This is a genomic window from Inhella crocodyli, assembly GCF_004004565.1.
GTDB classification, from domain to species: Bacteria; Pseudomonadota; Gammaproteobacteria; order Burkholderiales; family Burkholderiaceae_C; genus Inhella; species Inhella crocodyli.
The window spans coordinates 499,059-520,392 of record NZ_SACM01000002.1 but is presented as its reverse complement, the minus strand read 5'-3'; the positions used below and the strand labels follow the sequence as shown (position 1 = coordinate 520,392).

Sequence of the window (21,334 nt, the reverse complement as noted above, 5' to 3'; positions counted from 1 at the left end):
AACTCAGGAAACGGCGCCCGCGCCGGAAGGCTTGGGCAGGGACTGCAAGTATTCGTCGACCAAGGGCTGCCAGCGTTCGCGGCCCTCGGCCATGAGGCGGCTGCCGTCGTCGCCCCAGGCTGGCAGGCGGTGCAAGGTGCCGCGCCCGCCGCCACCGCGGTACGCCCCGTACCAAGCTTGGGCGTGCCAGGGCCCGAAGTGTCGGTCGTTCTCGGCGTACAGCCACAAGGTGGCAAAGGCCTGCGATTGGCGCTGCGCGGTGCGCGCCAGTTGGCGCACGAACCGGGCCGTGGCCTGGCTGCCGCAGGGCTCGCCAGGAAAGCGTTCGGGGTGGCTGCCCACGCCCCCGCCGAAGTTGATGGCCCCCACCACGCCTTGCGGCGAGAAGTGCGCCGCGCACAAGGCGGCCAGGCCGCCAACGCCCACCCCGACGTGGAGCACGCACTGGCGGTCGATGGGGGCGCCGTGCCGGCTCAAGCCCTCCAGCACCGCGGCGGCCTGCACGGTGGTGCCCAGGAACACCCGATCGGGCCGAGGCCGCCGGCAGTTCAGGCTCTCGCGATCGCCCATCACCTCCCGCTCGCCGTAGCCGGCGCGCAGGGGCACGGCCACCGCCCAGCCGCGGCCCAGCAGGTACCCGGTCATGGCCGCGTAGCCTGGGAAGCCGTCGGTGTAGTAACGGCGCTCGTGGTGCAGCAGGGCCAAGGGATGCGGCCCCGGCCCGGCGGGCAGGTGCAGGTCCAGGGGCAGGTCCCCCTCCAGGTTCGCGACCCCGGCGTACTCCCCCAGCAGGGGCACGCGCAGGCGCTGGGGAGCCGACTCGGCGCCTTGGGCCCAAGCTCCCGGCACCATCGCCATCGCGGCCAGGGCCGATCGGCGCGACCAGCGCATCGCGGGGGTCAGGGGCGCCACGGCGGGTCCTGCTTGGCCAGGAAGCTTTGCACCCCCGCCTGCCCTTCGTGCGAAGCGCGGATGTCGGCGATGCGGCGCGCCGTGTCGTCGCGCATCGCGGGCGTGAGCGGGTGCCCGGCCAGGTCCAGCACCAGCTTCTTGCAGGCGCGCACGGCGTGCGGGCCGTTGGCGCACAGCGCGGCGGTCAGTTCGTCCACCTTGGCGTCCAGCGCCGCCTCGTCGGCCACGACCTCGTGCACCAGGCCCAGGGCCTGGGCGGTGGCGGCGTCGAAGCGCTCGGCCGTGGTGAAGTAGCGACGGGCCTGGCGCTCGCCCATGGCCTTCACGACATACGGACCGATGGTGGCGGGCAGCAGGCCGAGCTTGGCCTCGCTCAGGCAGTAGCCGGCGTTGGCGGTGCTCACGACCACGTCGGCGCAGGCCACCAGGCCCACGCCGCCGGCGTACACATCGCCCTGCACGCGCGCCACCACCGGCACGGGGCAGTGGTTGATCGCCCAGAGCATGTCGGCCAGTCGGCGGGCGTCTTCGAAGTTCTCGTCCCAGCTGAACTGGGCCATGGCGCGCATCCAGTTCAGGTCGGCCCCGGCGCAGAAGGCCTTGCCCTCGGCGGCCAGCACGATGGCGCGCAGGTCCTTGCGCGCGCCCAGGTCCAGGAAGGCGGCGGTCAGGTCGCCGATGACGGCCTCGTTGAAGGCGTTGCGCACCTCGGGGCGGCTGAGGGTGACGCGGGCGATGCGCCCATCCGCGCCTTGGGTGTCGATCTTCAGGGTGCTCATGCGGAAGCGTCCTTCAAAGGTTTGCGCATCAAAACCGACGCGTAGGTTTTGCCCTGCCATTGCACACGGCCGCACTCGGCATAGCCGCGGCGGGCGTAGCGTTGCCGCAGGGCGGTGGCGGGCTCGGCGGTGTCCAGCGCCACCTGGGCGTGGCCCTGCGAGTGGGCCCAGGCCTCGGCGGCGTCCATCAGGCGCTCTGCCAGGCCCTGGCCGCGCCAATCGGGGTGCACGGCCAACTGCGCCAGCACCGCGGTGCCGGGCTCGCAGTAGAGCGGCGGCGCGGGGTCGGCCAGGTAGCCGGCCTCGGCCGACTTGGGGCCGCTGACCGTCACCGTGCCCACCAGGCGGCCATCGGGCGCCACGGCCACGAAGCCTTGAGCGCCGGCCAAGCGCTCGCGCGTGACCGACTCGGGCTGGTCCACGGCGGTGAAGTTCCAGCCCTGGGCCGCGAGGCTCGCGTAGGCGGCGTGCAGCAAGGCCGTCAGCTCGGCGATGGAGTCGCCGTCGGACCAGGGGCGCAGCACCGCCGCCATCACATGCGGAACACGCCGAACTTGGTGTCGGGGATCGGTGCGTTCAGCGAGGCCGACAGGGCCAGGCCCAGCACGCGGCGCGTGTCGGCGGGGTCGATCACGCCGTCGTCCCAAAGGCGGGCGCTGGCGTAGTAGGGGTGGCCTTGCTCCTCGTACTGCTGGCGGATGGGGGCCTTGAACGCTTCCTCCTCTTCGGCGCTCCAGCTGCCGCCCTTGGCCTCCAGGCCGTCGCGCTTCACGGTGGCCAGCACGCCGGCGGCCTGTTCGCCACCCATCACGCTGATGCGCGCGTTCGGCCACATCCACAGGAAGCGGGGCGAGTAGGCGCGGCCGCACATGCCGTAGTTGCCGGCGCCAAAGCTGCCGCCGATGATCACGGTGAACTTGGGCACCTGCGCGCAGGCCACGGCGGTGACCATCTTGGCGCCGGCGCGGGCGATGCCCTCGTTCTCGACCTTGCGGCCCACCATGAAGCCGGTGATGTTCTGCAGGAAGACCAGCGGGATCTTGCGCTGGCAACACAGTTCGATGAAGTGCGCGCCCTTGTTGGCGCTCTCGGTGAACAGGATGCCGTTGTTGGCCACGATGCCCACGGGCATGCCCTCGATGTGGGCGAAGCCGCACACCAGGGTGGTGCCGTAACGCGCCTTGAACTCGTCGAAGGCCGAGTCGTCGACCACGCGGGCGATGACCTCGCGCACGTCGAAGGGCTTGCGGGCGTCGGTGGGGATCACGCCGTGCAGCTCGTCCACCGCGTAGCGCGGGGGCTTGGGCGCTTGGCAGCGCAGCGGGTTGGCTTTCAGCCAGTTCAGGCTGCCCACCACCTGGCGGGCCAGGGCCAGCGCGTGGGTGTCGTTGTCGGCCAGGTGGTCGGCCACGCCGGACAGGCGCGTGTGCACGTCGCCGCCGCCCAGGTCCTCGGCGCTCACCACCTCGCCGGTGGCCGCCTTCACCAGCGGCGGGCCGCCCAAGAAGATGGTGCCCTGGTTCTTGACGATGATGGTCTCGTCGCTCATGGCCGGCACGTAGGCGCCGCCGGCCGTGCACGAGCCCATGACCACGGCGATCTGCGGCACGCCCTCGGCACTGAGATTGGCCTGGTTGAAGAAGATGCGGCCGAAGTGGTCGCGGTCGGGGAAGACCTCGTCCTGGTTCGGCAGGTTGGCGCCCCCGCTGTCCACCAAGTAGATGCAGGGCAGGCGGTTTTGCTGCGCGATCTCTTGCGCCCGCAGGTGCTTTTTGACGGTGAGCGGGTAGTAGGTGCCGCCCTTCACGGTGGCGTCGTTGCACACCACCATGCACTCGACGCCGGCCACGCGGCCGATGCCGGCGATGACGCCGGCGCAGGGCGCGCTGTCGCTGCCGTCCTTCTCTTTGTAGACGTTCAGCGCGGCCAACGGCGCCACTTCGAGGAAGGGCGAGTCGGGGTCGAGCAGCATCGCCACGCGGTCGCGCGGCAGCAGCTTGCCGCGGGCGGTGTGCTTGGCGCGCGCGGCCTCGCCGCCGCCTTGGGCGATGCGGTCGAGCTTGCTGCGGAGGTCGTCAACGAGCGCGCGCATGGTCTGCGCAGCGGCTTGGAAATCGGCCGAGCGGGGGTTGAGCTGGCTGACCAAGTGGGCCATTCGGGGGGTCCTTGTGGGAGTCGCGAAGCGGGCGGCATTGTCGGGGCTGTGCGACCTGCCCCTGGGCTGTCCCGGAGAAGGCGGTGCGCGCGGCGTGCCCACAATGGGCGCAAAGACACCCGGCCCAGACCGGGGCACCGATCTCAGGGAAGCACCATGACCTCAGCCCCCGTTCGCCCACGCGGCGGAATCCCGCTCGGCCGCCGCCTGCTGGCCTTGCTCGCCATGGGCCTCGCCGCCTGCACCGTGTGGGGCGCACCGGCCACGGTGGCCCGCGGGCCCGCGCCAGCCTGGGTGCAGAGCGTGCCCGTGCCGCCCAGCCGGACGGCCCCCGAGCCGGGCGGCAGTGGCGACGTCCGCTACCTGCTGGTCGACGACCAGCTGCGCTTCGAGGGCGCGCAACGCACGGAGTACCGGCGGGTCGTCAGCCAAGCCCTGGGGCCCCAGGGCATCGAGCAGATCGGCAACCTGAAGTTCGAGTTCGACCCCGAGTACCAAAGCCTGACCTTGCACCACCTCACCGTGCGGCGCGGCGAGCGCGTGGTGTCGCAACTGGAATCCGCCCGCGTGAAGGTGCTGCAGCGGGAGGACGGCCTGGACGCGCTGATGTTCGACGGGCGGCTGACCGCCAGCGTGGTGCTGGACGACATCCGCGAGGGCGACGTGGTGGACTACGCCTTCAGCCGCCAAGGCGCGAACCCGGTCTTCGGCGGTCGCCACTTGGGGGCGCTCGACATGCAATGGGGCGTGCCCGTGGCCCACCGCCATGCGCGCCTGATCTGGCCCGCCGGGCGGCCCCTGCACTGGCAACGCCTGCGCGGCGCCGCCGCCCCCAGCGTGAGCACGCAGGGCAGCGAGACGGTGTACGCCTGGTCCTTGCGCGACGTGCCTGCGCTGATCACCGAGGCCGACACCCCTTCCTGGCACGACCCCTTCCCCTGGGTGCAGTACAGCGAGTTCGCCGACTGGGCCGCCGTCGTGGCCTGGGCCCTGCCCCTGTACGAACCACCGGCCCCGCCCGGCCCCCTGCTGCAGCAAGAGCTGGCCCGGCTGCGCCGGGCGGGCGACACACCCGCCCAGCGCCTGCAGGCCACGCTGCGCTTTGTGCAGGACGAGGTGCGCTACCTGGGCTTCGAGATCGGGGCCAACTCGCACCGGCCGCACGACCCCGACTGGGTGCTGCGCCGCCGCTTTGGCGACTGCAAGGACAAAACCTTGCTGGCCTTGAGCTTGCTGCGCGGCCTGGGCTTCGAGGCCCACGCAGCGTTGGTGCACACCAGCTGGCGGCAGGGGGTGGGCAGCACCCAGGCCAGCCCGGGCGTGTTCAACCACGTGCTGTTGCGCGTGCGCTTGGACGGTGAAACCTACTGGCTGGACCCGACCCGCACCGGCCAAGGTGGCAGCCGCCCGGCCGACTGGGTGCAGGCCGACCACGGCCTGGCCCTGCCCATCGACCCCGCCGCCCGCGGCCTCGTGCCCATGGCCGGCCCGGCGGCACGCACCCTGTCGCGGGAGGTGCACGCGGTGCTGGACCTGCGCGGCGGCCGCGACCGGGACGCCAAGCTGACGGTCACCACCCTCGCCACCGGCGCCGCGGCCGAGCAATTGCGCAGCGCCGTGGTCAGCACCGGACGCGCCAAGCTCGAAAAGCAGTACGAGAGCTTCTACGCGCGCAGCTACCCCGGCCTGGCCCTGGACGGCGCGCTGAAGGTGCAAGACGACCGCGCGAGCAACCGGCTCACGCTGGTCGAGCGTTATCGCATCCCCCGCTACTGGCGCCTGAACGAGGCCAAGGGCCGCTTCGACGGGCAGGTGGAGGTGCCCGACCTGGACGAGCAGACCCGCGGCCCCAGCACGGCGGCGCGGCGCGACCCGCTGGGCCTGGGCACGCGCCTGAAACTGCAACTGCACACCGAGGTGAAGTTGCCGCCGGGTTGGCGCATCCCGGCCGAAGACCACGAGGTCAAAGGCGACGCCTTCCGCTGGACGCGCAGCGTTCGCCACGCGGACGACACCCTGAGCCTGAAGGACGACTTCCTAAGCACGGCCGACGAGGTGCCGGTCCACCGGGTGGCCGCCCATGCCGAACAGCTGCAGCAGGTGCGCAAGCAGTCCGGCATGGCGCTGTACGACAACGAAGGCGCGCCACCGCCGAAGGAGACCGCGGCCGCGGAGGGCGCGAGCGCCGTGGCGCCCCCCGCCCCCGAGCCGGAGACCCGGCCGGGCGACGACGGCCCGCATTGGGTCCCGGCGGTGCTGGTCACCCTGACCCTGGGGATCGCGGCCTGGGGCACGGCCTGGGTGTGGCGCTGGGACCCCGCCCCCCGCACCCTGGATGCGGTCAGCGCCCCGGTGGGACTCGGGGGCTGGCTGTTGCTGGCCCTGCTGATGCTGGTGGCCAGCGCCCTGCGCCACCTGCACGCTTTGTGGGACGGCCGATCGGCCTACACCCACGCGGCCTGGGAGAACCTGTGGGCGCAGCACGCGAGCGAGACCTTGAGCCCCTGGCTCTTGCCCTTCTTGGCGCTGTCCCTGGTGGCCGTCCTGGGGCTGGTGCTGGCTTTGACGCTGTCGGCCGCTTTGGTGCTGCGGCGCCGCAGCGCGGCCGTTCCAGTGGCCATCGCGACCTTGCTCGGCGTGGCCGGCCTCGGCCTCGCCGAACGCGCGGCCACGGCGACGATCCCCCTGCTGCAAGCCGCCGAGACCAGCACCGAGGCGTGGCAGGCCTGGCGGGGCATCGGCGTGGCCCTGCTCTGGGCGGCCTACTTTGCGCGCTCGCAGCGCGTGCGGGCCACTTTGGTGCGGCGCCACCGCGCCCCGGCCGCCCCGGCCGCCCCGGCCGATCCGGACGAATCGGTGGCGACGGCGGTGCCTCAGCCCTCGGCCGGCGGGTAACCGGCGGCCTGCAAGGCCTGCACGAGCCGGTCCCGGCCCACGGACTCGGGGGCGCTCACGCGCACCTGCTTCGTGGTCGGATCGGCTTGCACCTGGGCCCCGAGGGGGGCCAGGGCCTTGGTGACGCTGGCCACGCAATGGCCGCAGCTCAAATCGGGGACCTGGAAGGTGTGTTCGGTGTTCATGCGCCGATTGTCCGCCGGTCCGACTTCCTACACTGAGCCCATGGACGCCCTACGCCCCCTGGACCTTTCGGTGTTGATCAGCGGCATGCACTGCGCCGCCTGCGTGCGCAACGTGGAGCGCGCCCTGAAGCGGGTGCCCGGGGTCCTGCAGGCCGACGTGCTGCTGACCGAGAACCGGGCGCAACTCAGCCTGGCCCCGGGCTGGCAAGCCGCGCTGCTGGTGCAGGCGCTGCAAGAAGCTGGCTACGAAGCGCCACTGACGCAGGCCACCCTGCAGGTCGACGGCCTGCATGACAGTCCCCAGGCCGAGCGCCTGCAGGCGGCCCTCCAGGCGGTCCCCGGCGTGGTGGGGGTGAACGTCAACCTGGCGCTGGCGAGCGCCCGCATCCAGGCCCTGCCGGCCACCGAGGCCCAGGCCCTGGTGGCCGCAGCCCAAAGCGTGGGCTTTCGCGCCGCGCTGAAGACCACGCAAACCGACGACCCGCTGGCGCGCGAACAGGCCCTGCTGCGGCGCGACCTGGCCCTGGCCTGGCTGGCCACCCTGCCCCTGTTGGCCCCCATGCTGCTCATGCCCTTCGGCGTGCACGCGGCCTGGCCCCCGTTGGTGCAGGCCCTGCTGGCCGGGGCCGTGCAGTTCGGACCGCCGGGCTGGCGCCTATACCGCGCGGCCTGGGCGGGCTTGAAGGCCCGCACGCCCGGCATGGACCTGCTGGTGGCGCTCGGCTCCAGCGCCGCCTTCGGCCTGAGCGCTTGGCTGGCGTTCCGCGGCGCCAGCGGTCACGCCCTGTTTTTTGAATCGGGCGCTGCCATCGTGGCCTTCGTGCTGCTGGGCCGTTGGCTCGAGAGCCGGGCCAAGCGCGCCACCGGCGGGGCATTGCGCGAACTGCAGGCCCTGGCACCCAGCACGGTGGAGTTGCACCGCAACGGCCAGTGGCAGACCCTGCCCCTGGCCAAGCTCCAGGTGGGTGACACCGTGCGCCTCAAGCCCGGCCAGCGCGTGCCCTGCGACGGGGTGCTGAGCGCCGGTCGCACGCACGTCAACGAGGCCCACCTGAGTGGCGAACCCTTGCCCGTCACCCGCGAGGTCGGTCAGCCCCTGCGCGCCGGCTCGCTGAACCTGGACGGCGCCATCGAGTTGCGTGCCACCGCCCTGCCGGCCGCCAGCAGCTTGGCGCAGCTGGTGCGCCTGGTCGAGAGCGCGCAGGCGAGCAAGGCCCCCATCCAACGCCTGGCCGACACCTGGTCGGCCCGCTTCGTGCCGGCCGTGCTGGCCTTGAGCGCGCTCACCCTGGCGGGCTGGACGCTGGCGGGCGCGGGCAGCAACGCCCTGCTGCACGCCGTGGCGGTGCTGGTGGTGGCCTGTCCCTGTGCCCTGGGCCTGGCCACGCCGGCCGCCGTGGTCGTGGGCATCGGTCAAGCGGCGCTGCGCGGCCTGGTGGTGCGCGACGCCGGCGCCCTGGAAACCCTGGCCGGCGTGAACCGCATGGCCTTCGACAAAACCGGCACCCTGACCCTGGGCCAACCGCAGTTGGTGCAGGTGGAGGCCGTGGCCCCCCTGTCCCGCTTGGAGGCCCAAGCGCTGGCCAGCGCCCTGGCCCAGGGCAGCGAGCACCCGCTGGCGCGCGCGCTGCTGCGGGCCCAGGACGGCGTGCCCACCGTGGTGGCCATGAACGCCCGCGCCCACGCCGGCCTGGGCGTGCAGGCCGAGGTCGAGGGGCGGCAGATGCACATGGGCTCCAGCCGCTACATGGCCGAGTTGGGCGTGAGCACCCGCGCGCTGGAGGCCAGCAGCCTGGCCTTGGCCCAGCGCGGGTGCAGCATCAGCTGGATCGCCACCACCACGCCGCAGCCGTCCCTGCTGGGCTTGCTGGCCTTTGCCGACGCACCGCGCCCCGAAGCCCAAGCTGCCCTGGCGCGCTTGAAGGCCCAGGGCCTCACACTGAGCCTCCTGAGCGGCGACCGGCCCGAATCGGCGCAGGCCGTGGGCGCGGCGCTGGGCATGGCGGCCGACGACGTGCACGGCGGCCTGTTGCCAGCCGACAAGCTGTCCAGCCTCGCGGCCTGGCGGGTGCAAGGGGAGCGCGTGGCCATGGTGGGCGACGGATTGAACGACGCCCCGGCCCTGGCCGCGGCCGACGTGGGCATCGCCATGGCGCCCCCGGGGCAAGGCACCGACGTGGCCGCCCAAGCGGCCGGCCTGACCTTGATGAAACCGGATCTGCGGCACATCGCCGACGGCGTGGCCCTGGCCCGCGCCACCCTGCGCGTGATCCGTCAGAACTTGGTTTGGGCCTTCGGCTTCAACGCCGTGATGATCCCGCTGGCCATGGCCGGGCGCCTGGAGCCCATGTGGGCCGCCGCCGCCATGGCCGGCTCCAGCCTCATGGTGGTGGGCAACGCCCTGCGCCTGCGCCGCTGGCGGCCCTGAGCCGCCGCGCGCTCACTCGTCGAGCTTGAAGTCGACCTCGACTTCGACTTCCTGCGGCTCTTTCACGCCCTCGAAACGCCACTGCTCCACCGCCTTGACGGCCACCTGGGCCAAAGGCCGGGGCGAGTTGCTGACGGCGTGCACCTTGCCGGCGCTGCCATCAGGCATCACGGTGAAGCGCACGCGCACCTTGGCGAAGTTGCCCGGCATGGCGGCCATGGCGCGGGCGTTCAATTCGGGCGCCACGTACTTGACCAGCTTGATGCCGGGGTCGTCCTCTTCCTCGGCCGCGGCGGCCGGGGCGGGCGCCGGCGAGGCCGAAGGTTCGGCCGCCACCGGGGCCGGGGCGGGCGCCGGCTCGCTGACCGGCGGCAGCGTGCGCGGCTCGACCGCCGCCGAGGCCGTGGGGCTGGGCGCCGGTGCAGCGGCCGCGGGCACCGCGGCCACCTGGGGCGCAGGGGCGGGGGCCGCAGCGGCGGCGCTGGTGTCGGGGCGCGGCGCGGGCTTGGGGGCCGGCTTGGGCGCGGGGGCCGGTGCCGGCGCGGCAGCGGGCTTGACGGCGTGGAACTTGATGAAGCTGAACACCTTGTTGGCGTCGCGCTTGGCCCGCTCGGCGTCGCTGATCTCGCCCGAAGCCTGGGCCCAGGCGCTCATGGCGCCCCCCATCAGCAGGGCCAGCACCAGGGCCGTCGGCCGCATCGCGGCAAAAGGACGCTTGAACTGCAGCGACCGCTTCATCGTGATTTCCTTGTCGTCTTGAGAAAGCATGGGGGGCGGAGGATAGAGGCCAGCGTCGGATCCGTCGCGCTCGGAAGTCACGGCCGTGGCCCAAACCGGCGGCGACGCGGGGCGCGAGACGGACTCACGCGGCTCAGTCGAGCTTGAAGGCCAGTTCGACCATCACGTCGCGCGGCTCGGGAATCGGTGCGAAGCGCCACTGCTCCACCGCCTTGACGGCCACCTGGGCCAGGCGCACTTGCCCACCCGGGCGCGCAAACACCTTGGCCGTTTTGCCGTCGGGCTGCACGGTGAACTGCACCATCACGCTGCCGCTGCGCACGATGCCTTGCAGCCGGGCCGGCACCACGGGCTCGACGTGCTCAATCAGCGCCAACTCCACCAACTCTTCGGGCTCGGGCGTCGGCTGGGCCTGCACCGCTGGCGCCACGGGCGCTGCCACCGCCGCCACACTCGCCACGGCCGGGGCCGCGCCACCCGCGGCGGTGGGGGCAGCCGCCAGCAAGGCCGCCGGGTCGGCAAGCGCCGCGGTGGCCGCCCCGGTCGGGGCCGGTGCGCTGGCCGCCGCCATGGGCGCGGCGATTGGGCCGGAGGCCGGATTCGGAGCGGCGTTGGCGCCGGGGGTGGGCGCGTCGGTGACCCGGTCCGGTGCCCGCGGGGCGGCCGGGGCTGCTGCGGCCAGGGCCGTTGCGGCAGGTGCCGGGGCGGGCGCCGCGCTGCGCACCGCATGGAACTTGATGAAGCTGAAAACCTTGCTGGCGTCGCGCTTGGCGCGGTCGGCATCGCTCAGCGCGGCGGCGTCTTTCTTGGGCGCGGGGGCCTGCGCCCAAACCGGGCCGGCCACCACCGCCCCGGCCAGCACCCAGGCTTTCCAGTTCGACCGGCGGCTCATGCGCTTCCCTTCGTCACCAAACGATTCACCCCTTGCAATCAGGGGGCTTGCCAAACCACGGCGCGCGAGTGTAGGGATGACCTTCGGCAGGGGGGACCGGGTAATCCCGCGATCGCACGCGGCGTTCGTCCGGCGCGTGGGCCTGTGTATCGTGGCGGGATGGCCAATGCACACGAATCGGCGCTGCACTTCCCCTGGGGTGACCGCCTGCCCGCACCGGGCACATGTATCGAATTGCGACCGGGCGTCTTGTGGCTGCGCATGGGCCTGCCCTTTGCGCTGGACCACATCAACCTTTGGTTGCTGCGCGACGACGACCCACAACGCGGCCCAGGCTGGACCATCGTCGACTGCGGGATCGCCGACGCCGCCACGCAGGGCCACTGGACGACCCTGTTCGACAGTGGCGTGCTGCAAGGCCACCCCGTCCACCGAGTGATCGTCACGCACTTCCACCCGGACCACCTGGGCAACGCGCACTGGCTGTGCGAACGCTGGGGCTGCCGCCTGTGGATGAGCGCCACGGACTTCCACATCGGCCGGATGGCCAGCCAGAGCACGGTGGGCATGGGCGGCGACGCGGCGGCTGCCTTCTTCGGCAGCCACGGCCTGACGGACCCCGACAGCTTGGCCAAGATCCGCGGCCGCGCCGACTACTTCCCGCGCATGGTGCCCCAAGTTCCCAGCGCCTTCCGGCGCCTGATGGACTGCGAGCGCTTCACCATCGGGGGTCACACCTGGCAGGCCCGCGCGGGCCACGGCCACTCGCCCGAGCACCTGAGCTTTCACTGCGCAGAGTTGGGCCTGCTGATCGCCGGGGACATGGTGCTGCCCCGCATTTCCACCAACGTCAGCGTGGTCGATGTCGAGCCCGAGGCCGACCCGCTGCGCCTCTACTTGGCCTCGCTCGACCGCTTGGCCGACCTGCCCGAAGACACCCTCGTTTTGCCGGCGCACGGCCGCCCCTTCGTGGGCCTGGCCACGCGGCGACAGCAGTTGCACCAGCACCACGCCGAGCGACTCGCGGAGCTCATGGCGGCCGTGCAGGACGGGGCCAAGACGGCGGCCGAACTGCTGCCCGTGCTGTTCAAGCGCCCGCTGGACCTGCACCAAACCACCTTTGCAATGGGCGAGGCCATCGCGCACCTGAACCACCTGTGGCTCGCCGGCCGCCTGACGCGCCGGGCGGGCACCGACGGGGCCTGGCGCTTCGGTCCGGCCTGAAACAGCGCCGCCGCGCCCTCGGCAGAGGAGCGCGGCGGACTGCGTTCTTCGATGGTGGGCCACAGGGGGCCCGGCGCCTCACCTGCAGGGGCAGGCGGGTGATGACAGCGCTGGCGACAGTGTGGCCACCCGGCGTTCGCGTGCACAGCCCCCCAAAAGGGGGAAGTCCACCCGTCGCCCAGCCGGCGTCAGATCGGCGGCACCAGGGCGTCTCGCAAGGCCTCGCGCTGCGTCTCGTAGCCCGGCATCAGCGACGCCACCACCGCCCAGAACCGAGGGCTGTGGTTCATCTCGCGCAAGTGCGCCACCTCGTGGGCGATCACGTAGTCGATGACCGCCGGTTCGAAGTGCATCAAGCGCCAATTCAGGCTGACAACCCCGCGGCTGCTGGCACTGCCCCAGCGGGTGTGCGCCCCGCTGAGGCGCAGCTTGGGCACGGCCACGCCAGCGCGCTCGGCAAAGTGGGCCAAGCGCGGCGCGAACCACACGCGGGCCTGCGCCTGCAGCCAGGCCTGCACGGCCTCACGCCATTGCAGTTCCGTGGCCTCCGCGGGCAGCGGCAGCCACAGGCTGGGGGCGGCGTCGCCCTCGCCCGCGTCCCAGCGGGCCGACCGCCCGGCGCCCAAGCGCAGGCGCAGGGCCTGCCCCAGGTAGGGCAACTCGGCGCCGTCTTGCCAGTCGATGCGCAGGGCCGCGAGGCGCTGCTCGCGCCCTTGCACCTCGTGCCACTTGCGCAGGATCCAATCGGACTTGGTGCGCAACACGCCTTCGATGTCGCTGAGCGAGACCCAGCGGGGGGCCGTCACGCGCAGCCCCTTGGTGCTGACGCTGAAACCAATGGTGCGGCGGCGGCTGCGCCCCAGGGTGTAAGGCAGGCCCAACTTGGGCAGGAGCAGCACGGGGCCTTCGATGGCGGGCGCCGGGGGCGGCTCGAACAGGCTGAGTTGGGCGCTTTTGGGCGCGGTCGGCGGCGCCGCCGGGCGCCGGGGAGAGCGAGCGGCCATGCTCAGGCGGGGTGTCCGGCTTGGGGCGCCGGCGCCGCGGTGGCGACGTAGGCCTCGGGGTCGATGCGACGCATCTCGGATTCGATCCAGGTCTTCACTTCGGCAAGCAAGGTGTCGGCGCTGTGGCCTTCGGGGGAAATGGGGCGGCCCACGGAAATCTCGTACACGCCCGGGTGCAGCAGCAAGCGGCGCGGTGGCATCACGCGGGCGGTGGCACAGGCCACCGGCACGACCGACACGCCGGTGGCGATGGCCAGGCGCGTGCCCCCAGTCTTGTAATCGCCCACTTGGCCGCGCGGGATGCGCGTGCCCTCGGGGAACATGATCACCCAGGTGCCTTGGGCGGCCAGGCGGCGCCCCTGCTCGGCCACCTTGTTGAAGGCCTCGTTGCGCTTCTTGCGGTCGATGTGGACCATGTCCAAGCGGCCCAAAGCCCAGCCGAAGAAGGGGATGTAGAGCAGTTCGCGCTTGAACACGAAGGCCAGGGGGTGCGGCATCAGGGCGCACAGGGCCAGGGTCTCCAGGGCCGACTGGTGCTTGGCCAGCAGGATCACGGCCTCGCGCTTGCCCACGGGCAGGTGCTCGGCACCGGTGAAGCGGTGCGTGACGCCGCAGAACACCCGGGCGCCCCAGAACAACAGCCGAACCCAGGCGATGCAAAACCAATACAGGCGCGTGGCCGACAGGAAGGGCGACAGCAGCACGGCCGTCAAGCCCCAGGGGGTGACCGTGAGCACGCCCCAGGCCACGAAGAGCGCCGAACGCAGGCGGGTCATCATGCGCGGGACTCCGCCCCAGCCGCGCCGCCCAGCAGCGCGTCGGCGAAGGCCGCGAGGTCGTCGTGCACCCGCGCGCCGGGCACCTGGGTCAGCACCTCTTGCAACTGGGCCTCTCCCAAGGCCGCCAGCCGGTCGCCTCGCACGAGGTGCGGCACGCAGCCAGCGGCTTGGGCGGTTTGCAGGTCGCGCAGCGACGCCCCCACCATGTGCACCTCGCTCAACACGGCCCCGAAGCGCTCGCCGATTTCTTGCAGCAAGCCCGGCAGCGGTTTGCGGCATTGGCAGCCGTCTTCGGGCGTGTGCGGGCAAAAGAAGGCCGCGTCCAGGCGGCCGCCCTTGGCCTGCAGCAGTTGGTTCAAGCGCTGGTGCACCGCGTTGACGGCCTGCATGTCGAGCAAGCCGCGGCCGATGCCAGGCTGGTTGGTCGCCAGCACCGTGTGCCAACCCGCCTGGTTCAGCCGCGCCACCGCCTCCAGGGCGCCGGGCAGCGGGTCCAGCTCGTCGGGGGACTTGACGTGGTCGTCGCGGTAGCGATTGAGCGTGCCGTCGCGCCCGAGGATGACCAGCCGCAGCGGCTGCAAGTGGGTCGGGCTTTCCGTGCGCATGGGCATCGGCTCAGTGGGCCAGGCGCGACAGATCGGCCACGCGGTTCATGGCCTCGTGCAGACCGCGCAACAGGGCCAGGCGGTTGGCGCGCAAGGCGGCGTCGTCGGCGTTGACCATGACGGCGTCGAAGAAGGCGTCGACCGGCGCCTTCAGCACGGCCAAGGCCTGCAGGGACGCGGCGTAATCGCCTTGCTCGAACAGCGGCTGCGCCTGCGCCGCCGCGGCCCGCAGCGCGGCCGCCAACTGCGCCTCGGCCGGCTCTTGCAGCAAGGCGTCGTTCAAGGCCACGGGGGCCTCGTCGCTCTTCTTCAGGATGTTGCCCACGCGCTTGTTGGCCGCGGCCAGCGACGCGCTCTCGGGCAAGGCGGCGAAGGCCCGCACCGCCGCCAGGCGCTTGGGGATGTCGCCCCAGGGCGACGGCCGCAAGGCGATGACGGCATCGACCTCTTGGGCGCTGTAGCCCTGCTCGCGCAGGGCGCCGGTCAGGCGCTCGTAGGCGAAGTGCAGCAGGTCGTCGGCCGCGCTGGCATGGGTCAGCATGCCCTCGGGGAAGGCCTGCAAGCCGGCCCGCACCAGCTCGGGCAGGCTCAGCGGCAGGTTCTTTTCCATCAGGATGCGGATCACGCCCAAGGCGTGGCGGCGCAGCGCGAAGGGGTCTTTGTCGCCGGTGGGCAGCTGGCCAATGCCAAAAAGGCCGACCAGGGTTTCCAGCTTGTCGGCCAGGGCCAGCACGGTGCCCGTGTGGTTGCGCGGCAAGGCATCACCGGCAAAGCGCGGCTTGTAGTGGTCTTCGATGGCGATGGCCACGCCATCGCGCAGGCCCTCGTGGCGCGCGTAGTAGGCGCCCATGATCCCTTGCAGTTCGGGGAACTCGCCCACCATGTCGGTCAGCAGGTCGGCCTTGGCCAGCTGGGCGGCCTGCTGGACCTTGCTGTCCAGCACGTCGAACTGGTCCTTGGCGTCGACCGTGAACGGCACCGTGGCCGTGCGCAGCTGGTTGACGATGGCGTGGGCGATGGCGCGCACGCGCTCGGCCCGCTCGCCCTGGCTGCCCAGGCTGCCGTGGTAGACCACCTTGGCCAGGCCGGGCACGCGCTCGGCCAGGGTCTTCTTGCGGTCTTGGTCGTAGAAGAACTTGGCATCGGCCAGGCGCGGGCGCACGACGCGCTCGTTGCCCTGCACCACGGCCGAGGCGTCGTCCGGGGCGATGTTGCTCACCACCAGGAAATGGCGCGTCAGCTTGCCCTGGGCGTCCAGCAGCGGGAAGTACTTCTGGTTGGCCTTCATCGTCAGGATGAGGCACTCCTGCGGCACGGCGAGGAACTCTTCTTCGAAGGCGCAGGTCAGCACGTTCGGGCGCTCGACCAAGGCGGTGACCTCGTCCAGCAGGGCCTCGTCGTCGATGGGCGTCAGACCGAGCTTGGCGCCGGCCGCTTGCAACTGGCCGCGAATGGCCTCACGGCGCTCGGCGAAGCTGGCGATCACCGCCCCGCGGCTGCGCAGGGTGTCGGCGTAGGCGTCGGCGTGCGGGACGGTGACCAGCGGGTCGAGCGCCTCGAAGCGGTGACCGCGCGTCGTGGTGCCGGCCTCCAGGCCCAGCAAGCTCACAGGGACGCGGTCGGCGCCGTGCAGGGCCACCAAGCCGTGGGCCGGCCGCACAAAGTGCACGTTGGTCCACCCATCGGCCAGCTGGTAGCTCATCACCTTGGGGATGGGCAAGGCCTTGAGCATGTCGTTCAGCGCCTGCTGCAGGCCCTGGGCGAGGCTGGCCCCCGGCTGCACGGTGTTGGCGAACAGGGCCTCGGCCTTGCCGTCCAGGGCGCGCTCCAAGGGCGCGTCGGCCGGCAGGCCGCTGGCCGCCAGTTTCTTCAGCAGCGCCGGGCTCGGCTGGCCCTCGGGCGTCAGGCCCACGGCCACGGGCATCAGCTTGATGCGCACGGCCTTGTCGGCCGCCTTCGCGGCCACACCGGCGATGTGCACCCCCAAACGGCGCGGCGAAGCGAAGGGCGTCACCGCCCCCTCACCGGCCAGGCCCTGCGCGCGCAGGGCGTCGGCGATCAACTGGGCGAAGCTGTCGCCCAGCTTCTTCAGGGCCTTGGGCGGCAGCTCTTCGACGAAGAGTTCAACGAGCAGGTTGGCGGTCGACATCAGGCGGCCTTCTTGTTGTTCTTGGCTTCGATCTGGGCCACGACCTCGTCGGCCCAGGCCTTGGGGGCCATCGGGAAGCCCAAGCGGGCGCGGCTCTCCAAGTAGCTTTGCGCCACGGCGCGCGCCAGGTTGCGGATGCGGCCGATGTAGCCGGCGCGCTCCGTCACGCTGATGGCGCCGCGGGCGTCCAGCAGGTTGAAGCTGTGACCGGCCTTGAGCAGTTGCTCGTAGGCCGGCAGCGCGAGTTGCTGGGCCATCAGGTGCTTGCTTTGCTTCTCGTGCGCGGCGAAGGCACCGAGCAGGAACTCGACGTCGCTGTGCTCGAAGTTGTAGGTCGACTGCTCGACCTCGTTCTGGTGGAACACGTCGCCGTAGCTGATGCCGGGCGTGTACTCCAGGTCGTACACCGACTCCTTGCCCTGCAGGTACAGGGCCAGGCGCTCCAGGCCGTAGGTGATCTCGCCGGTGATGGGCTTGCAGTCGATGCCGCCCACTTGCTGGAAATAGGTGAACTGCGTCACTTCCATGCCATTGAGCCACACCTCCCAGCCCAGGCCCCAGCAGCCGAGCGTGGGGTTCTCCCAGTCGTCCTCGACGAAGCGCACGTCGTTCTTCTTCAGGTCGAAGCCCAAGGCCTCGAGCGAGCCGAGGTACAGCTCCAAGATGTTGGCCGGCGCGGGCTTGAGCACAACCTGGAACTGGTAGTAGTGCTGCAGGCGGTTGGGGTTCTCGCCGTAGCGCCCGTCCTTGGGCCGGCGGCTCGGTTGCACGTAGGCCGCCTTCCAGGGCTCGGGGCCCAAGGCGCGCAAGAAGGTGGCGGTGTGGCTGGTGCCGGCGCCGACCTCCATGTCGTAGGGCTGCAGCAGCGCGCAGCCTTGTTGGGACCAGTAGTCCTGCAAGCGCAGGATGAGTTGCTGGAAGCTCAGCATGGTGGGGAATCCGTCGTGGCCGGACGCGAACGGGTGCGTCCCAGGGAGGGCGGATTCTAGGGAGCCACCGGCGTGGAACGACGGCGGCTTGCGGCCCACACCACCGCGGCCAGGCCCAGGCCCCACAAGGGCCACAGGCCCCAGGCGGCCAGCCAGCGTGCGTAGGGCGTGCTGCCGCTGCGGCCCTCCACCTCCACCACCAAGGTGCCGGCGGTCAGGGCCTCCAAGCGCGCGCGCACCTGGCCCCGGTGGTCCACGTGGGCGGTGGCGCCGGTGTTGGTGCTGCGCACGAACGGGCGCTGGAACTCCAGCGCGCGCATCTGGCTGAACTGCAAATGCTGGTCCTGCACCATGTGGCGGCCGAACCAGGCCAGGTTGCTGGCGTTGACGAACACCGTCGCGGCCTCGGGCCCGTCGACGGCGCTGCGCACGAAGTCCTCGCCGAACAAGTCTTCGTAGCAAATCAAGGGGCGCAAGCGCTGGCCCCCCACCGCCCAAGGCCGCTGGTGCGCGCCTTGGGCCTGGTCGTCCATCGGGATGCCCAGGGCCCGCACGAACCAACCCAGGCCGGGCGGGATGAACTCACCGAAGGGCAGCAGGTGCCGCTTGCCGTAGTCGTACTGCGCCTGGCCCTGGTGCCAGCCCACCAAGGAGTTGACCCAGCCGGCCTCGTCGCTGCCCAGGAAGCTGCCCACCAGCAGGTGGCGCGTGACGCTGGCCTCGGCCAATCGCCCTTGCGCCTCGGCAGGCAGGTAGGCCAGCGGCAGGGGCAGCACCGATTCCGGCGTGACCACCACGCCGGCGGGCGTCGCCTCGATTTGCGCCAAGAGCGCGTCCAGGTTGCGGTCGATCTGTGCCGGGTCGAACTTGGCCGATTGGGGCACGTTGGGCTGCACCAAGCTCAGTCGCAAGTTGCCGGTGGAGGTGGTGAACGACTGCGGCAAGAGCGCCCCCAGCGCCACCGCAGCGCTCAAGGCCAGTGCCGCGCGCCAGCGGCGCTCCAGGGCCGCCTGGGCCCCGGCCGCGGCCCAGGCCGCGCTGAGTGCCCCCAGGCCGTACACCCCGATCCAAGGCGCCCAGGCGGCGCCGGGGCCGACGGTGTGCGCGTAGCCGCTGGCGATCCACGGAAAGCCGGTGAACCACTGCGCACGGGCCAACTCGCTCAAGAGCCAGCAAGCCGCCCACAACAGGGGCGCCCAGGCTGCGGGGACCCGGGGCCGCAGGGCCACAAAACCCGCCGCCGCCGCCGCCGGGTACAGGGCCAGGAAAGCCCCCAGGAGCAGCAAGGCCCCCACCGCCAGGGGCGGTGCCAGGCCGCCGAAGTCGTGCAGGCTGATGTACAGCCACCACAGACCAACGCCAAGCCAGGCCAGCCCGAAAGCCCCACCCAGCCAGGCGGCGCGCCGCACCGTTTGGCCGCTCAGCAGGCCGACCAAAAGGGCCAAGGCCAATGGCTGCAGGAACCAGGCCGTCGACGGGGCAAAGGCCAGCGCGTGCAGCGCGCCCGCCGCCAGCGCGGCCCCCAATCGCCAGGCCGACCTCAAGTGCCGGAACCCGCCGGTGCCGGCGCCGGCGTCGCGCGCGTGACCTTGAACCAGCGCACCGCACCGCCCCGCGTCAGCATCACGTGGAAGCGCAGCCCGGCCAGTTCGACCGACTCGCCGCGGCGGGGCACGCGGCCGTGCTCGTGCGCCACCCAACCGCCGATGGTGTCGAAATCGGCCTCGGGGATCGCCAATCCGAAGGCCGCGTTGACGTCGCGAATGGCCGCGTCGCCGGCCACCCGCTGGCTGCCGTCGGCCAGGGTGTACAGCCCCCCCACGCCCTCGCTGCCGCGTTCGTCGAACTCGTCCTCGATCTCGCCGACGATTTCTTCGAGCACGTCCTCGATCGTGACCAAGCCCGCCACGTTGCCGAACTCGTCGATGACGATGGCCAGGTGGTTCCGGTTGGTGCGGAAGTCGCGCAAGAGCGCGTTCAGCGGCTTGCTCTCGGGCACGAAGACCGCCGGGCGCAGCAGCGTGCGCAGGTTCAACTCGGGGGCCCGCTGCAGCTTGAGCAGGTCCTTGGCCATCAGGATGCCAATGATGTTGTCGCGCCCGCCCTCGTAAACCGGGAAGCGCGAATGGCCCGTGTCGATGATGGCCGCCAGCTGCGCCTCAAAGGGCGCGTCGATGTCCAGCAGGTCCATGCGGGGCGCGGCCACCATCACGTCGCCTGCGCTCAATTCGGCCATGCGCAGCACGCCTTCGAGCATTTGCCGGGATTCCGGCTCGATCAAGGCGCGTTGTTCGGCGTCGGCCAGGGTCTCGATCAGCTCGGTCTTCGAGTCGGGACCGGGGTGCAAGAACTCCAGGAATCGCTGCAGCAGCCCTCGGGGATCGGAGGCCGGGTCTCGGGTCGACGCAGGGTCGGGCATGCAGAAACGCACACAAAGAAAAGGGGCTCAAGGATATTGCAAAGCCCCCAAGCGGCCCAAAATGCCGGGTTTTGCACCCCTCGCCTGGTCCCCATGAGCACGCCCGCGCCCCAACTGATCCCCGCCACCATCCTCACCGGCTTCTTGGGCGCCGGGAAGACGACCCTGCTCAAGCGCGTGCTGTCCGAGGCCCACGGCCAGAAGATCGCCGTCATCGAGAACGAGTTCGGCGAAGAGAACATCGACAACGAGATCCTGGTCGCCGACACCAACGAGCAGATCATCCAGATGAGCAACGGCTGCATCTGCTGCACGATCCGCGAAGACCTGCGCGCCACCTTGGCCGACCTGGCCGCCAAGCGCCGCCGCGGTGAACTGGACTTCGAGCGCGTGGTCATCGAAACCACCGGCGTGGCCGACCCCGGCCCCGTGGCCCAGACCTTCTTCATCGACGACGAGATCGCCGAGACCTTCGTGCTCGACGCCATCCTGACCCTGGTGGACGCCAAGCACGCCCAGGGCCAGCTCGACAGCCGCCAAGAGGCCCGCCGCCAGGTCGGCTTTGCCGACCAGATCTTCATCAGCAAGAGCGAGTTGGTGTCGGCCGACGACCTGAACGCGCTGACGCACCGCCTCAAGCACATGAACCCGCGCGCCGCGCACAAGCAGGTGCACTTTGGCGAGGTGCCCATCGCCGAGGTGTTCGACCTGCGCGGCTTCAACCTCAACGCCAAGCTCGACATCGACCCCGATTTCCTCAAGGTCGACGACCACGATCACGATCACGGGCACGTGCACGACGAGCACTGCGGTCACGACCACCACGACCACGCCCACGGCGAGCACTGCGACCACCCGCACCACCACCACCACGACGACGACGTCAAGAGCTTCGTCTTCCGCGCCGACCGGGCGTTCAACCCGGCCAAGCTCGAAGACTTCCTCGGCGCCATCGTGCAGGTCTACGGGCCCAAGATGCTGCGCTACAAGGGCGTGCTGAACATGAAGGGCACCGACCGCAAGGTGATCTTCCAGGGCGTGCACCAGCTGATGGGCTCGGACCTGGGGCCCAAGTGGGCGGCGGGCGAGAAGCGCACCAGCAAGATGGTGTTCATCGGCATCGACCTGCCGCGCGACGTCTTGGAACACGGCTTGGAAGGCTGCCTGGTTTGAGTGACATTTGAGGGAAATTGCTGAGAAGAGGGGCTGCTTACAATCCCGGCCCCGAACGGCCCCCTGTG

The 21,334-nt window shown here is 71.4% G+C and carries 18 protein-coding genes; 4 read left to right on the top strand and 14 right to left on the bottom strand.

The window, feature by feature from the left end; all coding sequences use genetic code 11:
- Positions 1 to 3: 3 nt before the first annotated feature.
- Genes EOD73_RS10445 through EOD73_RS10430 form a run of 4 tightly spaced genes read right to left on the bottom strand, consistent with a single transcriptional unit; the run spans position 4 to position 3,846 of the window.
- Positions 4 to 912, bottom strand: coding sequence for an alpha/beta hydrolase (locus EOD73_RS10445; protein ID WP_127682922.1), 909 nt, complete (start codon positions 910 to 912; stop codon positions 4 to 6).
- Entirely contained in the window at positions 900 to 1,691 is a 792-nt protein-coding gene (locus tag EOD73_RS10440; protein ID WP_127682921.1) for an enoyl-CoA hydratase/isomerase family protein, read from the bottom strand. The genes EOD73_RS10445 and EOD73_RS10440 overlap by 13 nt, the downstream gene beginning before the upstream one ends.
- Complete coding sequence (locus EOD73_RS10435) at positions 1,688 to 2,224, bottom strand: GNAT family N-acetyltransferase (protein ID WP_127682920.1); 537 nt, start codon at positions 2,222 to 2,224, stop codon at positions 1,688 to 1,690. The genes EOD73_RS10440 and EOD73_RS10435 overlap by 4 nt, the downstream gene beginning before the upstream one ends.
- A complete protein-coding gene (locus tag EOD73_RS10430) occupies positions 2,224 to 3,846 on the bottom strand; it encodes a carboxyl transferase domain-containing protein (protein WP_127682919.1) in 1,623 nt (540 codons plus the stop codon). The genes EOD73_RS10435 and EOD73_RS10430 overlap by 1 nt, the downstream gene beginning before the upstream one ends.
- A 156-nt stretch (positions 3,847 to 4,002) precedes the next feature.
- On the opposite strand from EOD73_RS10430, the gene EOD73_RS10425 reads away from it, so the two are divergent.
- Entirely contained in the window at positions 4,003 to 6,741 is a 2,739-nt protein-coding gene (locus EOD73_RS10425; protein WP_127682918.1) for a DUF3857 domain-containing protein, read from the top strand.
- On the opposite strand, the gene EOD73_RS10420 is transcribed toward EOD73_RS10425, so the two are convergent.
- Positions 6,720 to 6,926 (bottom strand): heavy-metal-associated domain-containing protein, encoded by a 207-nt coding sequence (locus EOD73_RS10420; RefSeq protein ID WP_127682917.1) that lies wholly within the window; start codon positions 6,924 to 6,926, stop codon positions 6,720 to 6,722. The genes EOD73_RS10425 and EOD73_RS10420 overlap by 22 nt on opposite strands.
- 40 nt (positions 6,927 to 6,966) lie before the next feature.
- Between EOD73_RS10420 and EOD73_RS10415 the strand changes: the two genes are divergently transcribed.
- Positions 6,967 to 9,354: a heavy metal translocating P-type ATPase gene (locus EOD73_RS10415; protein ID WP_127682916.1), complete on the top strand. Its 2,388-nt coding sequence runs from the start codon at positions 6,967 to 6,969 to the stop codon at positions 9,352 to 9,354.
- Between the two features lie 12 nt (positions 9,355 to 9,366).
- Here the strand turns inward: EOD73_RS10415 and EOD73_RS10410 are convergent, their stop codons facing one another.
- Both EOD73_RS10410 and EOD73_RS10405 read right to left on the bottom strand, forming a co-directional pair.
- Positions 9,367 to 10,122 carry an energy transducer TonB gene (locus EOD73_RS10410; protein WP_127682915.1) on the bottom strand — a complete coding sequence of 252 codons (756 nt, stop codon included), beginning with the start codon at positions 10,120 to 10,122 and terminating at the stop codon, positions 9,367 to 9,369.
- A gap of 103 nt (positions 10,123 to 10,225) precedes the next feature.
- Positions 10,226 to 10,984, bottom strand: coding sequence for a TonB family protein (locus EOD73_RS10405; RefSeq protein WP_127682914.1), 759 nt, complete (start codon positions 10,982 to 10,984; stop codon positions 10,226 to 10,228).
- Between the two features lie 159 nt (positions 10,985 to 11,143).
- Between EOD73_RS10405 and EOD73_RS10400 the strand changes: the two genes are divergently transcribed.
- Positions 11,144 to 12,208, top strand: coding sequence for an MBL fold metallo-hydrolase (locus EOD73_RS10400; RefSeq protein WP_127682913.1), 1,065 nt, complete (start codon positions 11,144 to 11,146; stop codon positions 12,206 to 12,208).
- Positions 12,209 to 12,396: 188 nt separating this feature from the next.
- On the opposite strand, the gene EOD73_RS10395 is transcribed toward EOD73_RS10400, so the two are convergent.
- The 7 genes from EOD73_RS10395 to EOD73_RS10365 are packed head-to-tail and all read right to left on the bottom strand — an operon-like array spanning position 12,397 to position 20,093.
- The gene (locus EOD73_RS10395; RefSeq protein WP_127682912.1) at positions 12,397 to 13,212 is read right to left on the bottom strand and encodes a M48 family metallopeptidase; all 816 of its coding nucleotides are present in this window, start codon (positions 13,210 to 13,212) and stop codon (positions 12,397 to 12,399) included.
- A 2-nt stretch (positions 13,213 to 13,214) separates the two neighbouring features.
- Positions 13,215 to 13,988 carry a lysophospholipid acyltransferase family protein gene (locus tag EOD73_RS10390; RefSeq protein WP_127683004.1) on the bottom strand — a complete coding sequence of 258 codons (774 nt, stop codon included), beginning with the start codon at positions 13,986 to 13,988 and terminating at the stop codon, positions 13,215 to 13,217.
- A complete protein-coding gene (gene gmhB, locus EOD73_RS10385) occupies positions 13,988 to 14,596 on the bottom strand; it encodes a D-glycero-beta-D-manno-heptose 1,7-bisphosphate 7-phosphatase (RefSeq protein WP_127682911.1) in 609 nt (202 codons plus the stop codon). The genes EOD73_RS10390 and gmhB overlap by 1 nt, the downstream gene beginning before the upstream one ends.
- Before the next feature lie 10 nt (positions 14,597 to 14,606).
- Positions 14,607 to 16,745 carry a glycine--tRNA ligase subunit beta gene (glyS, locus tag EOD73_RS10380; RefSeq protein ID WP_205702445.1) on the bottom strand — a complete coding sequence of 713 codons (2,139 nt, stop codon included), beginning with the start codon at positions 16,743 to 16,745 and terminating at the stop codon, positions 14,607 to 14,609.
- Positions 16,745 to 17,674, bottom strand: coding sequence for a glycine--tRNA ligase subunit alpha (glyQ, locus tag EOD73_RS10375; protein WP_127682910.1), 930 nt, complete (start codon positions 17,672 to 17,674; stop codon positions 16,745 to 16,747). Before glyQ ends, glyS begins: the two co-directional genes overlap by 1 nt.
- A 56-nt stretch (positions 17,675 to 17,730) precedes the next feature.
- Positions 17,731 to 19,218, bottom strand: a complete 1,488-nt coding sequence (gene lnt / locus EOD73_RS10370) for an apolipoprotein N-acyltransferase (protein WP_164846028.1) — start codon at positions 19,216 to 19,218, stop codon at positions 17,731 to 17,733.
- Complete coding sequence (locus tag EOD73_RS10365; RefSeq protein WP_127682908.1) at positions 19,215 to 20,093, bottom strand: CorC family transporter; 879 nt, start codon at positions 20,091 to 20,093, stop codon at positions 19,215 to 19,217. The genes lnt and EOD73_RS10365 overlap by 4 nt, the downstream gene beginning before the upstream one ends.
- A 93-nt stretch (positions 20,094 to 20,186) precedes the next feature.
- Between EOD73_RS10365 and EOD73_RS10360 the strand changes: the two genes are divergently transcribed.
- On the top strand, positions 20,187 to 21,266 hold the full coding sequence (locus tag EOD73_RS10360) for a CobW family GTP-binding protein (RefSeq protein ID WP_127682907.1): 1,080 nt from the start codon (positions 20,187 to 20,189) through the stop codon (positions 21,264 to 21,266).
- The last annotated feature ends 68 nt before the right edge of the window (positions 21,267 to 21,334 follow it).

Excerpts from the sequence above, each read along its gene's own strand:
- EOD73_RS10440 (WP_127682921.1), bottom strand. The coding sequence starts at position 1,691 with ATGAGCACCCTGAAGATCGACACCCAAGGCGCGGATGGGCGCATCGCC.
- EOD73_RS10435 (WP_127682920.1), bottom strand. The coding sequence starts at position 2,224 with ATGGCGGCGGTGCTGCGCCCCTGGTCCGACGGCGACTCCATCGCCGAG.
- EOD73_RS10430 (WP_127682919.1), bottom strand. The coding sequence starts at position 3,846 with ATGGCCCACTTGGTCAGCCAGCTCAACCCCCGCTCGGCCGATTTCCAA.
- EOD73_RS10425 (WP_127682918.1), top strand. The coding sequence starts at position 4,003 with ATGACCTCAGCCCCCGTTCGCCCACGCGGCGGAATCCCGCTCGGCCGC.
- EOD73_RS10420 (WP_127682917.1), bottom strand. The coding sequence starts at position 6,926 with ATGAACACCGAACACACCTTCCAGGTCCCCGATTTGAGCTGCGGCCAT.
- EOD73_RS10415 (WP_127682916.1), top strand. The coding sequence starts at position 6,967 with ATGGACGCCCTACGCCCCCTGGACCTTTCGGTGTTGATCAGCGGCATG.
- EOD73_RS10410 (WP_127682915.1), bottom strand. The coding sequence starts at position 10,122 with ATGCTTTCTCAAGACGACAAGGAAATCACGATGAAGCGGTCGCTGCAG.
- EOD73_RS10405 (WP_127682914.1), bottom strand. The coding sequence starts at position 10,984 with ATGAGCCGCCGGTCGAACTGGAAAGCCTGGGTGCTGGCCGGGGCGGTG.
- EOD73_RS10400 (WP_127682913.1), top strand. The coding sequence starts at position 11,144 with ATGGCCAATGCACACGAATCGGCGCTGCACTTCCCCTGGGGTGACCGC.
- EOD73_RS10395 (WP_127682912.1), bottom strand. The coding sequence starts at position 13,212 with ATGGCCGCTCGCTCTCCCCGGCGCCCGGCGGCGCCGCCGACCGCGCCC.
- EOD73_RS10390 (WP_127683004.1), bottom strand. The coding sequence starts at position 13,988 with ATGACCCGCCTGCGTTCGGCGCTCTTCGTGGCCTGGGGCGTGCTCACG.
- gmhB (WP_127682911.1), bottom strand. The coding sequence starts at position 14,596 with ATGCGCACGGAAAGCCCGACCCACTTGCAGCCGCTGCGGCTGGTCATC.
- glyS (WP_205702445.1), bottom strand. The coding sequence starts at position 16,745 with ATGTCGACCGCCAACCTGCTCGTTGAACTCTTCGTCGAAGAGCTGCCG.
- glyQ (WP_127682910.1), bottom strand. The coding sequence starts at position 17,674 with ATGCTGAGCTTCCAGCAACTCATCCTGCGCTTGCAGGACTACTGGTCC.
- EOD73_RS10365 (WP_127682908.1), bottom strand. The coding sequence starts at position 20,093 with ATGCCCGACCCTGCGTCGACCCGAGACCCGGCCTCCGATCCCCGAGGG.
- EOD73_RS10360 (WP_127682907.1), top strand. The coding sequence starts at position 20,187 with ATGAGCACGCCCGCGCCCCAACTGATCCCCGCCACCATCCTCACCGGC.